Below are 14,825 nucleotides of genomic sequence, written 5' to 3'. Positions count from 1 at the left end.
ACGGGGGCGGGATGTACCGTCACACTCCGCAGCGTCAGCCGTGAAAGGTGTCCCGACCCCGGGAGCAAGGCCTGGGGAGGCCCAGCGTCGACCGGAGAGAAGAGCGAAGTTGTCCCCGACCAGCGAGACCGCACAGGGCGGCCGCCGACTCGTCATCGTCGAGTCGCCTGCCAAGGCGAAGACGATCAAGGGCTATCTCGGCCCCGGATACGTCGTCGAGGCGAGCGTCGGGCACATCCGCGACCTCCCCAACGGCGCCGCGGAGGTGCCGGAGAAGTACACCGGTGAGGTCCGGCGCCTCGGTGTGGACGTCGAGCACGACTTCCAGCCGATCTATGTGGTCAACGCTGACAAGAAGGCACAGGTCAAGAAGCTCAAGGACCTGCTGAAGGACTCCGACGAGCTCTTCCTCGCCACCGATGAGGACCGGGAGGGCGAGGCCATCGCCTGGCACCTCCAGGAGGTCCTCAAGCCGAAGATCCCGGTCAAGCGCATGGTGTTCCACGAGATCACCAAGGACGCGATCCGGGAGGCCGTGGCCAATCCGCGCCAGCTCAACCAGAAGCTGGTCGACGCCCAGGAGACCCGCCGCATCCTCGACCGCCTCTACGGCTACGAGGTCTCGCCGGTCCTGTGGAAGAAGGTCATGCCGCGCCTGTCGGCCGGCCGCGTCCAGTCGGTCGCGACCCGGCTCGTGGTGGAGCGGGAACGCGAGCGCATCGCGTTTCGTTCGGCTGAGTACTGGGACCTGACGGGCACCTTTGCGACCGGCCGCGCGGGAGACTCGTCGGATCCGTCGTCGCTGGTCGCCCGCCTCCAGACCGTCGACGGCAGGCGGGTTGCGCAGGGCCGCGACTTCGACTCCCTGGGACAACTCAAGAGCGCGAACACCCTCCACCTCGACGAGGCGAACGCCCGCGCCCTCGCCGCCGCCCTGGAGGACACCCGGTTCTCCGTCCGGTCCGTCGAGTCCAAGCCGTACCGCCGCTCGCCGTACGCCCCGTTCCGTACGACGACGCTGCAGCAGGAGGCCAGCCGTAAGCTCGGCTTCGGCGCGAAGGCCACGATGCAGATCGCGCAGAAGCTGTACGAGAACGGCTACATCACGTACATGCGTACGGACTCCACGACGCTGAGCGACACGGCGATCGCCGCCGCCCGCGCCCAGGTCACGCAGCTGTACGGCGCCGACTACCTGCCGCCGCAGCCGCGGACGTATGCGGGAAAGGTCAAGAACGCGCAGGAGGCGCACGAGGCGATCCGTCCCTCGGGTGATCGCTTCCGTACGCCGGCCGAGACGGGCCTGACCGGTGACCAGTTCAAGCTGTACGAGCTGATCTGGAAGCGGACGGTCGCCTCCCAGATGAAGGACGCGACGGGCAACTCCGTCACGGTGAAGATCGGCGGCACCGCGGCCGACGGCCGGGACGTCGAGTTCAGCGCGTCCGGCAAGACGATCACCTTCCACGGCTTCCTGAAGGCCTACGTCGAGGGCGCCGACGACCCGAACGCCGAGCTGGACGACCGCGAGCGCCGACTGCCGCAGGTCGGCGAGGGCGACCCGCTGTCGGCCGAGGAGATCACGGTCGACGGGCACGCCACCAAGCCCCCGGCCCGCTACACCGAGGCCTCGCTGGTCAAGGAGCTGGAAGAGCGCGAGATCGGCCGCCCGTCGACGTACGCGTCGATCATCGGCACGATCCTCGACCGCGGCTATGTGTTCAAGAAGGGCACGGCACTCGTCCCGTCCTTCCTGTCCTTCGCCGTGGTCAACCTTCTGGAGAAGCACTTCGGGCGGCTCGTCGACTACGACTTCACCGCGAAGATGGAGGACGATCTCGACCGCATCGCGCGCGGCGAGGCGCAGGCCGTGCCGTGGCTGAAGCGGTTCTACTTCGGCGAAGGCACGGGGGCGGGCGGTGCCGCGGACGCCGGCAACGGCGACGGGGACCACCTCGGCGGCCTCAAGGAGCTGGTGACCGACCTGGGAGCGATCGACGCGCGCGAGGTGTCCTCGTTCCCGGTGAGCAACGACATCGTGCTGCGCGTCGGCCGCTACGGGCCGTACATCGAGCGCGGTGAGAAGGACTCCGAGGGCCACCAGCGCGCCGACATCCCGTCCGACCTGGCGCCGGACGAGCTCACCGTCGAACTCGCGGAGGAGCTGCTCGCCAAGCCGAGCGGCGACTTCGAGCTGGGCACGGACCCGGAGACCGGCCACACGATCGTCGCCAAGGACGGCCGCTACGGTCCGTACGTCACCGAGGTGCTGCCCGAGGGCACCCCGAAGACGGGCAAGAACGCCGTCAAGCCGCGTACGGCCTCGCTGTTCAAGTCGATGTCGCTGGACACGGTGACGCTTGAGGACGCGCTGAAGCTGATGTCGCTTCCGCGGGTCGTCGGCACCGACGCGGACGGCGTCGAGATCACCGCGCAGAACGGCCGCTACGGCCCGTATCTGAAGAAGGGCACGGACTCGCGGTCGCTGCAGTCCGAGGACCAGCTCTTCACGATCACGCTGGAGGAGGCGCAGGCGATCTACGCCCAGCCGAAGCAGCGTGGCCGTGCGGCCGCGAAGCCGCCGCTGAAGGAGCTGGGCGAGGACCCGGTCAGCGGCAAGCCGGTCGTCGTCAAGGACGGCCGCTTCGGCCCGTACGTCACCGACGGCGAGACCAACGCGACCCTGCGCTCCGGCGACAGTGTCGAGACGATCACCCCGGAGCGCGGTTTCGAACTGCTCGCCGAGAAGCGTGCGAAGGGGCCCGCCAAGAAGACGGCCAAGAAGGCGGCCGCGAAGAAGGCTCCTGCGAAGAAGGCGACGGCCGCGAAGAAGACCGCAGCCAAGAAGACGACCGCCGCGAAGAAGACCACGACGGCCAAGAAGACGGCCGCCAAGAAGGCGACGGCTTCGAAGACGGCGTCGGACGACTGAACCGAGGCCGGCCGTCAACGGGCCGCCCCTCACCGCGGATTCGCGAAACGAACGCCCCGGCATCATTTCGGTGTCGGGGCGTGCGGACGTTCGGGCATGCGCACGGGAGTGTCGGTGCGGCCCGATAGGCTGAACGCATGACGCGAGCCGAGCAACCAACGGCCCATCACCCCGCCCCCGACGACACGCTGGTCGCGGACTCCCGCGAGCGTGCCGTCCGTGCGCTGCTGCGCCGACCGCAACTGAAGCGGTTGTGGAGCGCGCAGCTGGTGAGCGGGGTCGGTGACGTCCTCGCGCTTCTCGTGCTGGTCGTCCTCGTCCTCCAGGCGGCGATCGCCGAGGGGTCGTTCGGCGGGGGTTACCGGGGCGTGGCGTTCGCAGTGGCGACCGTGTTCGGGGTGCGCATCCTTGCGACGCTGCTCTTCGGAGCCGTGCTCCTCGGCCCGCTCACCGCGCTCACCTCCCAGGACGGCCCGCTGGACCGGCGCTGGACCATGGTCGGCGCGGACGGTCTGCGGGCCGCGCTGCTGATCGTCGCGCCGTTGTGGATCGACTGGATGCCCCAGGACGCTCTCGCCGTGCTCCTGGTGACCGTCTTCGTCACCGGTGTCGCCGAGCGCTTCTGGACGGTCTGCCGCGAAAGCGCCGCCCCCGCGCTGCTGCCGGCCCCGCCCCCGGAGGGCGCGACCGTACGACCGCTGCCGGACCACATGGACGCGCTGCGCCGCCTGTCGCTGCGCACCACCTTCGTGACGGTCCCCCTTGCGGGTGCCGCGCTTGTGGTCGCGGGATTGTTCAACAATCTGCTGGGCGCGGGGATCGACTGGTTCGGCCAGCACCAGGCGGCCCTCGGGTCGTACGTCGCGGCCGGTCTGTTCGCCGCGTCCCTGTCCGTCCTGACCTTCCTGGAGCTGCCCGGCACACGTACCCCCCGCGCGCGGTCGCCGCTCGAGGGACTGCGCCGCCCGAGGACGGGCACGGGTGCCGACAAGGGCCGCACCGGCGCGATCCCGCTGCTGGTGCTCGCCTGCGCCGCTGTTGCCGGAGCGGTCGCCGCCGCTGTGGCCGTCGCCGTGCTGCACGCCAAGGACCTGGGCGGCGGCCCGGTGACGTACGGGCTGCTGGTGCTCGCGCTGACCGGCGGTGTCGCCGTCGGCATCCGTACGGCACCGAAGGTGCTGACGTCGCTGTCGCGGCGCCGGATGCTCGCGCTGGCGATCGCCTTCACCGGCGTGGCGCTGCTGGCCGCCGGGCTCGTCCCGGACGTCACCAGCGTGCTGCTGATCGGCGCGCTGGCCGGCATCGGCGCGGGCATGGCCGCCAATACCGGGCATGCGCTCCTCGACCAGGAGGCCGAGGACTTCCGGCGGGCCCGGACCACTGAGCACCTGCACGCGGTGGTACGGGTCTGTGTGGCGCTCGGCGCGCTGATCGCGCCCCTGGTGGCGGCGCTGATCGGGCCGCACCGGCTGGAGAACGGCAAGTTCGTGTTCGCGCACGGCGGGGCGGCGTTCACGCTGATGCTGGTCGGCGCGCTGCTGCTGCCGGTGGCCGCGCTGGTGCTGGCCAAACTCGACGACCGCTCCGGCGTACCGCTGCGGCACGACCTGCGGGACGCGCTGCTCGGCGGTGATGACCCGGTGCAGGCTCCGACGCCCTCCGGTTTCTTCATCGCCCTGGAAGGCGGCGACGGTGCCGGAAAGTCCACCCAGGCCGAGGCGCTCGCCGAGTGGATAAGGGCCAAGGGCCACGAGGTCGTGCTGACCCGCGAGCCCGGGGCGACCCCGGTGGGCAAGCGGCTGCGGTCGATCCTGCTGGACGTGTCGAGCGCCGGGCTCTCGCACCGGGCGGAAGCGCTGCTGTATGCGGCGGACCGCGCCGAGCACGTGGACACGGTGGTGCGGCCTGCGCTGGAGCGCGGCGCGGTCGTCATCTCCGACCGCTACATCGATTCCTCGGTGGCGTACCAGGGCGCGGGCCGTGACCTGTCCCCGACCGAGATCGCCCGCATCAACCGGTGGGCGACGCACGGGCTCGTGCCGCACCTGACCGTTCTGCTGGATGTTTCGCCGGAGGCCGCGCGGGAGCGGTTCACGGAGGCGCCGGACCGGCTGGAGTCGGAGCCGGCCGAGTTCCACACGCGCGTGCGGTCCGGTTTCCTGACACTGGCCTCGTCCGACCCCGGGCGGTACCTGGTCGTCGACGCCGGGCAGGAGCCCGAGGCCGTGACGACGGTGATCCGGGCCCGGCTGGACCAGATGCTGCCGCTGTCCGAGGCCGAGGTGAAGGCCCAGGAGGAGGCGCGGAAGAAGGCCGAGGAGGAGGCCCGCCGCAAGGCCGAGGAAGAAGCCGCCCGCAAGGCTGAGGAGGAGCGCCTGGAGCGCGAGCGCCAGGAGCAGCTCGAGCGGTTGCGCGCCGAGGAGGAGGAGCGCAAGCGGCGCGAGCTGGAGGAGGCGCAGCGGCGCGAGGCCGAACGGCAGGCGGAGGAGGCCCGGCAGCGGGCCGAGGAAGCGCGCCGCCGGGCGGAGGAGGAGCGGGTGCGACTCCTGGCCGAGGAGAAGGCGCGGGCCGAGGAAGAGGCCCGGCGCAAGGCCGAGGAGGAACGGCGCCGCAGGCAGGCCGAGGAGGAGGCCCGGCTGCGGGCCGAGGCTGAGGAACGCCGGCTGGAGAAGCAGCGCAAGGCCGAGGATGCGCTGTTGCGGGCCGAGGAGGCCCGGCGGGCGGCCGAGCAGGCCGCTGCGGCGGCCGCGGCGGGCCCCCGGCAGCCGACGGTTCCGGCCACGCCGCCGGTCCCGCCGGAGGCGGTGACCGTCCCGACGCCGGTCGTGAAGCCCACGGGCGGGCCGCTGGAGGAGACGACGGTCCTGCGGCCGGTACGGGACGAAACGCCGGGGGCTGACGAGCCCTCCGGTGACTCCGGCGCAGACCCCGAGGTGACCGCCGAACTGCCGCAGCCGCCCACGCCTCAGGGCGCGGCGGACGAGACGGCTGTACTGCCGCCGGTGGGTGCCGCGGACGAGACGGCTGTACTGCCGCCGGTGGCGCCCGGCGCCGAGGACGAGACCTCGGTGCTGCCTCCCGTGCCGGGCGAGGACCCCGTGGACCGGGTTCCGCCGGGATTCTTCCGGGACGAGCGGCCGGGGGCCGGACCGGACGGCGGTGAGGACCGTACGCGGGAGCTGCCCCAGGTCGACGCCGAGGGGACGCTCCAGCGGCGCCCGCGGCCGGACTGGGCCGAGGAGACCCCGCTGGACGATCTGCCCACCCTGGCGGATGAGCTGCTCGGGCCCCGCGAGGACGCGTACGACGAGGAGCAGGGCCGTCGAGGGCGGGGCAGGGACCGCTGAACTGCGGGGGTGGAGGCCGGCGCGGGCTCCGTTGTCAGTGGTCGCCCCCACAATGGATGGCGTACCGCGAAGTGTGACGGAAGGGCGGCGTGACCCATGAGCGTGTGGGACGACCTCGTCGGGCAGGAGAAGGTGAGCGAGCAGCTCACCGCCGCTGCCCGGGACGCCGACGCCCTGGTGACCGCAGCCGCGGCCGACGCCCCGCTGCCCGAGGCGTCCAGAATGACGCACGCCTGGCTGTTCACCGGGCCGCCCGGGGCGGGGCGGACGCAGGTGGCGCGGGCGTTCGCCGCCGCGTTGCAGTGCGTGAGCCCCGACCGCGCGCTGGGCGGCGCCCCCGGCTGCGGCTTCTGCGACGGGTGTCACACAGCGCTGGTCGGCACCCACGCCGACGTCACCACCGTCGTGGCCGTGGGCGCTCAGATCCTCGTCGACGACATGCGGGACACGGTGCGCAAGTCGTTCACCTCACCGGCGAACGGCCGCTGGCAGGTGATCCTTGTCGAGGACGCCGAGCGGCTGAACGAGAAGTCCGCCAACGCCGTCCTCAAGGCCGTCGAGGAGCCCGCCCCCCGCACGGTCTGGCTGCTGTGCGCCCCTTCCCTCGAAGACGTCCTGCCCACCATCCGCTCCCGCTGCCGCCACCTGAACCTGCGCACGCCCTCCGTGGACGCCGTCGCCGACATGCTCGTACGACGCGAGGGCGTCGAACCGGATGTCGCGGCCGCGGCGGCCCGTGCGACGCAGGGGCATGTGGACCGGGCCCGCCGACTCGCCACCGACCCGGCTGCCCGAGAACGCCGGGCCACCGTGCTGAAGCTGCCGCTCCGTATCGATGACATCGGCGGCTGCTTCAAGGCCGCCCAGGAGCTGGTCGACGCGGCCGCGGAGGACGCCAAGCAGCTCGCCGAGGAGATGGACGTCAAGGAGACCGAGGAGCTGAAGGCAGCGCTGGGCGCGGCCCAGGGCGGCCGGATGCCGCGCGGTACGGCGGGCGTGATGAAGGAGCTGGAGGACAAGCAGAAGCGCCGCAGGACGCGTACCCAGCGTGACAGCCTCGACCTCGCGCTCACCGACCTCACCGCCTTCTACCGCGATGTCCTCGCCCTCCAGCTCGGCTCCCGGATCGCGCTCGCCAACACGGACGCCGAGGACACCCTGGAGCGGCTCGCCCGCGGCAGCTCCCCCGAGTCCACCCTGCGCCGCATCGAGGCGATCGCCGCCTGCCGCGACGCCCTCGACCGCAATATGGCGCCCCTGCTGGCCGTGGAGGCGATGACGATGGCGCTCAGATCGGGGTGACGTGGCGGGCCGCCCAGCCGTGGGCCGGCCGCGGTGGCGCACCTGGCGCGTGCCGGTCAGGCGGAGTGAAGCCCTTTGCCGTGGGCGTCGTGTTGACGCATACCTCGTTCGAGGGACAGCCCGCACTCGTCCGTGGCACAAGCGGTACACGCCGTGCCCAATCCATCGCACAGCGTTACGCTCGCTGAATGTACACAAGGCGCACCCACCGCTGGTCAAGGACCATGTTCAGTGCCAGGTCCCGTACCGGAGCCACCCTCGTCGCCGTCGCGGCGCTGTTCCTCTCCGCCTGTTCCTCCGGGAGCTCGACGAGTTCGGCCAGCTCCGCGGCCGGGGCGGCGGAGCTGACCGCGCTGCCCCGGGCCACCCCGTCCGACCTGGCTCCGTACTACGGGCAGAAGCTGAAATGGCGTGCCTGCGGTGTCCCCGGCTTCGAGTGCGCCACCCTGCGCGTGCCACTCGACTACGCCGAGCCGGCCGAGGGCGACGTGCGGCTGGCCGTGGCCCGCAAGAAGGCCACAGGCCCGGGCAAACGGCTGGGCTCGCTGCTGGTGAACCCGGGCGGACCGGGCGGCTCCGCGATCACCTACCTCCAGTCGTACGCCGGTGTCGGCTACCCGGCGGAGGTCCGCGCCCGCTACGACCTGGTCGCGGTCGATCCGCGCGGTGTCGCCCGCAGCGAGCCCGTCGAGTGTCTCGACGCGCGAGAGATGGACACGTACACGCAGACCGACGTCACGCCCGACGACAAGCGGGAGGTCGACGGACTCGTGGACGCCTACAAGGAGTTCGCGGAAGGGTGCGGCAAGCACTCGCCCGAGCTGCTGCGGCACATCTCGACAGTCGAGGCGGCCCGGGACATGGACGTCCTGCGGGCGGTCCTCGGGGACGAGAAGCTGACGTATGTGGGGGCGTCGTACGGCACATTCCTCGGAGCGACGTACGCCGGGCTCTTCCCGCAGCGGGCGGGACGGCTCGTCCTGGACGGCGCATTGGACCCGTCGCTGCCCGCGCGTCGGCTGAACCTCGACCAGACGGCGGGCTTCGAGACGGCGCTGACCGCGTTCGCGAAGGACTGCGTACGGCACACCGACTGTCCTCTCGGCAAGCCGGGGACGCCACCGGAGCAGGTCGGACGCAACCTGAAGGCGTTCTTCGACAAGCTCGACGCGAGGCCGCTGCCCACCGGCGACGCGGACGGCCGCAGGCTCACCGAGTCCCTCGGCACCACCGGCGTGATCGCGGCGATGTACGACGAGGCGGCCTGGCCGCACTTGCGCGAGGCGCTGACCTCGGCGATGAAGAAGAACGACGGCGCGGGTCTGCTGGCCCTGTCCGACACGTACTACGAGCGGGACCCCGACGGCGAATACTCGAACCTGATGTTCGCCAACGCCGCCGTGAACTGTCTGGACCTCCCGCCCGCCTTCGACACCCCGGACCAGGTCCGTGAGTCGCTCCCCGCCTTCGAGAAGGCATCCCCGGTCTTCGGCGAGACCCTCGCCTGGGCCGCCCTGAACTGCGCGTACTGGCCGGTCGCGGCCACCGGCGAGCCGAAGCGCATCGAGGCGAAGGGCGCCGCCCCGATCGTCGTGGTCGGCACCACCCGGGACCCGGCGACCCCGTACCGCTGGGCCCAGTCCCTGTCCCGCCAGCTCTCCTCCGGCCGCCTCCTCACCCACCAGGGCGACGGCCACACCGCCTACGGCCGCGGCAGCGACTGCATCGACCGCACGATCAACGCGTACCTTCTGCGCGGCACCCCTCCGGCGGAGGGAAAGCGCTGCTCATGACGCACGTCACCAGCCCCGGCATCCTCGGGCTCCGGGGCTGGTACGGAGCACCGCCGGAATCTGTGTAGACTTACCGACGTTGCTGATCGCACCATAGTGCGGACGGCGCGCCGCCTTAGCTCAGATGGCCAGAGCAACGCACTCGTAATGCGTAGGTCTCGGGTTCGAATCCCGAAGGCGGCTCCACTGAAGCCCAGCTCAGACACGGTCCGAGCTGGGCTTTTTTCGTTCAGCACATTGAATGCGCAACCGCCGCCGCCCAGAACGAGGTCCTCGGCGCCGTGGCCAGTACCAGCAGGCCGGCGTCAGCGTCTCTCTCTGACCGGCGGCCGGAACGCCGCTCGGTGAGCCCCCTCCTGCCCGACGGTGTGGTCGGGGCGATCGGTCTGCCCGGCCACGCCCTGCGGTACTTGACCGGCCGGACCACCGGGTACGCGCCGGCCGAGCCAGGGGCCGGCCACAGAGGTGCAGAAGCCTGAAGAGACTTGCCCCTGCGGGGGCACCGTTGCTGCTGTTGTGGCCCTCCGGTCCCGCTGAGCGGGCTCGAGCCCTGGCTGCGTGAGATGGCGGGGGCGGGTCAGCCGAGGAGGCGTACCGGGTTTCCGGCGAGGTAGGCACGGATGTTGTCGACGGCCTGGCCGTAGTAGCGCTCGTAGTTGGCCTGGGTGACGTAGCCGAGGTGGGGGGTGGCCAGGAGGCGGGGGCCGTGCGCATCGGGTGGTCGGTGGGGAGGGGTTCCGTGTCGAAGACGTCGACGGCCGCGCCGGCGATGCGGCCCTCGTGCAGGGCGGTGAGCAGGGCGTCCTGGTCGACGATCGCCGCGCGCGAGGTGTTGATCAGGTAGGCGGTCGGCTTCAGGAGGGCGAGTTCGGCGGGGCCGAGCAGGCCACGGGTGCGGTCGCCGAGGGCCAGGTGGACGGAGACGAAGTCGCTGGTCGTGAGGAGGTCCTCCTTGGTGGCGGACCGGTGCACTCCGACCTCGTCCGCCCGGTCCTCGGTGAGGTTCTGGCTCCAGGCGGTGACCTCCATGCCGAAGGCGAGGCCGATCCGGGCGACCCGGCTGCCGATCTTGCCGAGGCCCAGCAGGCCGAGCCTGCGGCCGTGCAGGTCGGCGCCGACCGTCGACTGCCAGGGGCCGCCGGCGCGCAGGGCGTTGTTCTCCTGGACGATTCCGCGGGTCAGACCCAGCAGCAGGGCCCAGGTGAGTTCGACCGGGGGAGTGGAGGAGCTCTCCGTGCCGCACACGGTGACGTCGCCTGCGCGGGCGGCGGCGTAGTCGATCACCGAGTTGCGCATGCCCGAGGCGATCAGCAGCTTGAGGCGGGGGAGACGGTTCAGGACAGAGGCCGGGAAACGGACGCGTTCGCGCAGGGTCACCACGAAGTCGAAGTCCGCGAGGGCCGTGGCGAGTTCGTCCTCGGTGGTGAAATGTTCGGAGAAGGTGACGACCTCCACCCGGTCGCTCACCGGTGACCAGTCGGCGACGGAGGTCGCGACGTTCTGGTGGTCGTCGAGCACGGCGCAGCGGAATCGCATGTCGGTTCTCTCCCCGGGGTGTCGGTGTCTCACCCAAGGGTGGCGGGCGATCCCGCGTGGAGGGACGCGGGCCCCGGTCGTTCACCTCAGCCGACCGGAGCCCACAGGCGTCCCCGAATCCGGCCGCGGCGGCGACACTCCCCCGAGCGACGCGTGACGCGCGCACCGTCGGGCCAGATCCGTTGTGGTGATCACATCAGGCCCCACCAACGGATCGCTAACATATGGCCAACGGTTCTCCATGTTGTTGTCGGCCAATTGGCGTGAAGTCGCCCGGCTGCGCCGGGATCGGTACCGGGAAACGGCCGGAACGGTAGCGGACTCCGGCGGAGGCCGTCATGGTGCAGGTGGCGGGAAACCGCCGTGACGAGGGCGGAAATCCGCCAGGAATGGTGGTCCTCCGTCGTGGAGCGCGGTCGGGCGGCGCGGGCGCGCGGGAAGGCTGTGGGCGGTGTGATGCAGGGCGAACTGCGGTGCGGGCCTCGGTTCGGACTGCGGTTCGGTTTGCTGGGGCCGCCTGTGCTGTACGAGCCGTGTGAGGCGGAGTGGTGCGAGCCCTGTGGGTCGGACGGCGCCGCGGGCGCTGGGGAGCTTGGGGCAGCCGGGCGCGTTGGAGACATTGGGGCAGCTGGGGCTGCTGGGGCCGCTGGTGGTGTCGGGGGCGCGGGGAGTGCGGGCGGTGCGGTTGCTGCTCGGCGCGCGGGCGCGTGGGGTGCGAGCGCAGGTGGGGAAGGAGTACGGAGCGCGGGCGTGGGCGCCGGGCAGCCGGCGCTCGCGGTGCGTGCCGTCCGTAGTGCCAAGGCTCGTGTTCTGCTCGCCGCGCTGCTGTTGGAAGCCGGTCGGGTCGTTCCGGCCGAGTCGCTGAAGGACGCGTTGTGGGGCGGGGCACCCCCTGCGTCCGCGCACGCCTCCCTGCACAACCATGTCGCCCGGCTGCGCCGGCTGCTCGACGATCCCGAACGGTTGCGCGCGGTGCAGCCGGGGTACCTGCTGCGGGTCGAACAGGGCGAGCTGGACGTCCACGTCTTCGAGGCGCATGTCGCAGCGGCGCGCGCCGCGCACGCCGGGCGGGACTGGGAGCGCACGGTGCACGAGTGCGCGGGGGCGCTCGCGCTGTGGCGGGGGGCGCCGCTGAGCGGGCTGCCGCCCGAGGTGGGCGGGTACGCCTTCGTGCAGCGGCTGATCGAGGCGCGGCTGCTCCTGCGGGAGTGGCGGTACGACGCCGAGCTGGCCCTCGGTGGTGAGCGACTTGCCGGTGTCGTACCGGAGTTGGCAGCACTGGCTGCTGAGTATCCGCTGCGGGAGGCGTACCACCGCCAGCTGATGCTCGCCCTGCACCGAACCGGCCGCCGTGCGGAGGCGCTGGCCGTCCATCGCGATCTTCGCGCCCGGCTCGTCGAGGAGCTGGGGGTCGAGCCGGGGCGGGGGTGCGGGAGGCGCATATGGAGGTGTTGCGGGGGGCCGCGAGAGGGCGGTTCGCGGGGCCGTCCGGCGAGGTCAAGGAGGGTACGGCCGCGGGTGGTGAGGGTCGGCACGACCGCGGGGCGTGCGACGGTGGTTCCACCTGTGCCGATGATCCGTCCGTGGGGGACGGGCCGGTGGCCGACGCCGCGCCCCGCGTGCCCGTCCCTCCCAACTCCCGCCCGCCGGGCCACTTCACCGGACGGCACTACGTACGGGGCGCACTGCGCCGAGCTCTCGCTGCGCCGGCCGCCGTGGCCGTCGTCAGCGGTATGGCCGGGGTCGGCAAGAGCGCCCTCGCGCTGCATGTGGCGCATGGGATGGCGGAACGTTTCTCCGATGGGCAGCTCTATGTCAACCTGCACGGCGCCACTCCGGGCATGACCCCCCTCACCCCCGGCCAAGCACTCACCGCCCTGCTCCGCGACCTGGGTACCGAGCCCTGCCGTATCCCCGAACACCCCGATGCAGCAGCCGCGTTGCTGCGCTCCCTGCTCGCGCCGACGCGCACGCTGATGGTGCTGGACGACGCCGCGAGCGCTGCGCAGGTACGGCCGCTGCTGCCGGCCGGCACCGGCTGCGCGGTGATCGTCACCAGCCGTTCCCCGCTGACCGCCCTCGACGGCGCCCGCCGCTTCCCGCTCGCGCCGCTGACCGACGCGGAGAGCGCGGAGCTGCTGCGCGCCGTCTCCGGACGGGACGGCCTCGACGCCGCCCACCCGCTCGTCGAACTCACCGGACGGCTCCCGCTCGCCCTGCGCGTCGTCGCGGCCCGGCTCGCCGCCCGCCGGGCGCTCACCCCGGACGTGCTCGCCGGGCAACTGGCCGCCGCTGAAGGGCGGTTGCACCATCTGGAGTACGACGACCTGAGCGTGCGCCGCTCCCTCGCCGTCGCGCACGACGCGCTCGCCGCCTCCGACCGCGAAGCCGACCGGGACGCGGCGCTGGCGCTGCGGCGCGTCGGCGCGCTGGATCTGCCCGCGTACGGTGCGCCGCTGCTCGCCCGGCTCACCGGCACCGACGAGCGGCGCGCCGAGGCCGCGCTGGACCGGCTGGTCGACGTGGCGCTCCTGGAGGAGACGGCGTACGGCCGCTACGCACCCCACGACCTCGTCCGGGACTTCGCCCGGGAACTTGCGGAGGCGGACCAGGGCGACGACGTGGCCGAGACCGCCCTGCGCTGGTACGCCGCCGTCGCCGAGCGCATCCTCACCGCCATCGTCGAACCCGGCCTCGACCAGGACGACCGCCGCCGCCCGACCGCGACCCAGCCCGCCGAACACGCCTCCCAGGTGGGAACGGTTCCTCCGTTCGACAGCCCGGAAGCGGCCTTCGCCTGGGGGGATGTCGAGCTCGCCAATGTGGTCGCACTGGTCGAGCGCCACGCGCACACGGGGGCTGACCCGGGCGCGGACGACGGACGCCTCGAGGGCCGGCGGCCGGCTGATCGGCGGCTGGACGCGCGGCGTCGAGGATGGGGCGACCGCGGCCCGGACCACAACCGACGCACGGACAACCGACCTGCCTGGCTCTCCACCCTCCTCCGTCTGCTCTTCCCTTACGTCCAGCGCAGCGGTCGCGTCGCCGAGATGGGGTTGCTCGGGCGGGCCGCGCTCGATCTGGCGCGGCGGCTTCAGGACGCGGCAGCCGAGGCGTACGCGCTGGGCGACCTCGCCAGACTGCACTTCCTGAGCGGACGTCAGAGCGAGGCGCTTGCGCTCAACGACCGGGCGCTGGAGATCTGGCGGCGGCTCGGTGCCGTCTCCTGGATCCGGCGCTGCCTCAACAACCGCGGGCTGCTGCTGGAAGGGCTGGGCCGGTACGCCGAGTCCGAGGACGCGCTGCGGCAGAGCCTGGAGTACTCCCGGCAGCTGGACGACCCGTACGGCGAGGCCGTCACCTACAGCCATCTCGGCAACCTGTACGAGCACACGGACCCCCGCGCCGCCATCGAACAGCACCGGCGCTCACTCGCCATCGGCGTCGAGGTCGGTGCCGTCATCGTGCAGCACTCCGCGCACTGCAACATCGGCTACGCCCACCTCACGCTCGGTGAACCGGACGCCGCAGCGGAGCACTTCGAGGAGAGCCTGCGCATCCTCGGCGGTCATGGCGACTGGCACGGCGAGTCCCAGACCCGGCTCGGCCTGGTCCGCGCCCTGCGGCTGCTCGGTCTCGCCGAACGCGCCGGTCGCGAGTGCGCGGAGCTGCTGCGCCGCGCGGAGGCCCGCGCCGACCGATATACCGACGGTCTCGCCCGCCACCAGCACGGTCTGCTGCTGCGCGACCAGGGGCGGGCCGAGGAGGCGTACGAGGAGTGGCGCTCGGCCCTCGCTGCCCTGGACGGAACGGACGAACGGGCGGTCGTCGGGGAGCTCAGGGAGCTGATCTCCTCAGGCGCAGGAGCGGACCCGGCTGAGTGAGCAGGCCGAGCGGCCGAAGCACCCGACGCAT

4 protein-coding genes, 1 tRNA gene and 2 pseudogenes are annotated in these 14,825 nt (G+C 72.2%); 6 read left to right on the top strand and 1 reads right to left on the bottom strand.

The window, feature by feature from the left end:
• Positions 1 to 109: 109 nt before the first annotated feature.
• The 5 genes from topA to StrepF001_RS19670 all read left to right on the top strand — a co-directional run bounded on the left by topA (position 110) and on the right by StrepF001_RS19670 (position 9,560).
• Positions 110 to 2,932 (top strand): type I DNA topoisomerase, encoded by a 2,823-nt coding sequence (gene topA / locus StrepF001_RS19690; RefSeq protein ID WP_129799534.1) that lies wholly within the window; start codon positions 110 to 112, stop codon positions 2,930 to 2,932.
• 137 nt (positions 2,933 to 3,069) lie between these two features.
• Complete coding sequence (tmk, locus tag StrepF001_RS19685; protein WP_129799533.1) at positions 3,070 to 6,279, top strand: dTMP kinase; 3,210 nt, start codon at positions 3,070 to 3,072, stop codon at positions 6,277 to 6,279.
• A gap of 96 nt (positions 6,280 to 6,375) precedes the next feature.
• Complete coding sequence (locus tag StrepF001_RS19680) at positions 6,376 to 7,581, top strand: DNA polymerase III subunit delta' (RefSeq protein WP_129799532.1); 1,206 nt, start codon at positions 6,376 to 6,378, stop codon at positions 7,579 to 7,581.
• Positions 7,582 to 7,769: 188 nt separating this feature from the next.
• Entirely contained in the window at positions 7,770 to 9,374 is a 1,605-nt protein-coding gene (locus StrepF001_RS19675) for an alpha/beta hydrolase (RefSeq protein ID WP_129799531.1), read from the top strand.
• A gap of 109 nt (positions 9,375 to 9,483) precedes the next feature.
• Positions 9,484 to 9,560, top strand: a tRNA-Thr gene (locus StrepF001_RS19670).
• Between the two features lie 391 nt (positions 9,561 to 9,951).
• Here the strand turns inward: StrepF001_RS19670 and StrepF001_RS19665 are convergent.
• Positions 9,952 to 10,910 (bottom strand): annotated as a pseudogene (locus StrepF001_RS19665) (D-2-hydroxyacid dehydrogenase family protein).
• Between the two features lie 750 nt (positions 10,911 to 11,660).
• Between StrepF001_RS19665 and StrepF001_RS19655 the strand changes: the two are divergent.
• Positions 11,661 to 14,794 (top strand): annotated as a pseudogene (locus tag StrepF001_RS19655) (BTAD domain-containing putative transcriptional regulator).
• Positions 14,795 to 14,825 lie beyond the last annotated feature (31 nt).

Origin of the sequence: Streptomyces sp. F001, assembly GCF_004187715.1 — a bacterium.
GTDB lineage: Bacteria > Actinomycetota > Actinomycetes > Streptomycetales > Streptomycetaceae > Streptomyces > Streptomyces flavusporus.
This window is presented reverse-complemented; position numbering and strand designations above follow the sequence as displayed.

Coding starts and splice junctions, on each gene's coding strand:
- StrepF001_RS19675 (WP_129799531.1), top strand. CDS start 7,770: ATGTACACAAGGCGCACCCACCGCTGGTCAAGGACCATGTTCAGTGCC.
- StrepF001_RS19680 (WP_129799532.1), top strand. CDS start 6,376: ATGAGCGTGTGGGACGACCTCGTCGGGCAGGAGAAGGTGAGCGAGCAG.
- tmk (WP_129799533.1), top strand. CDS start 3,070: ATGACGCGAGCCGAGCAACCAACGGCCCATCACCCCGCCCCCGACGAC.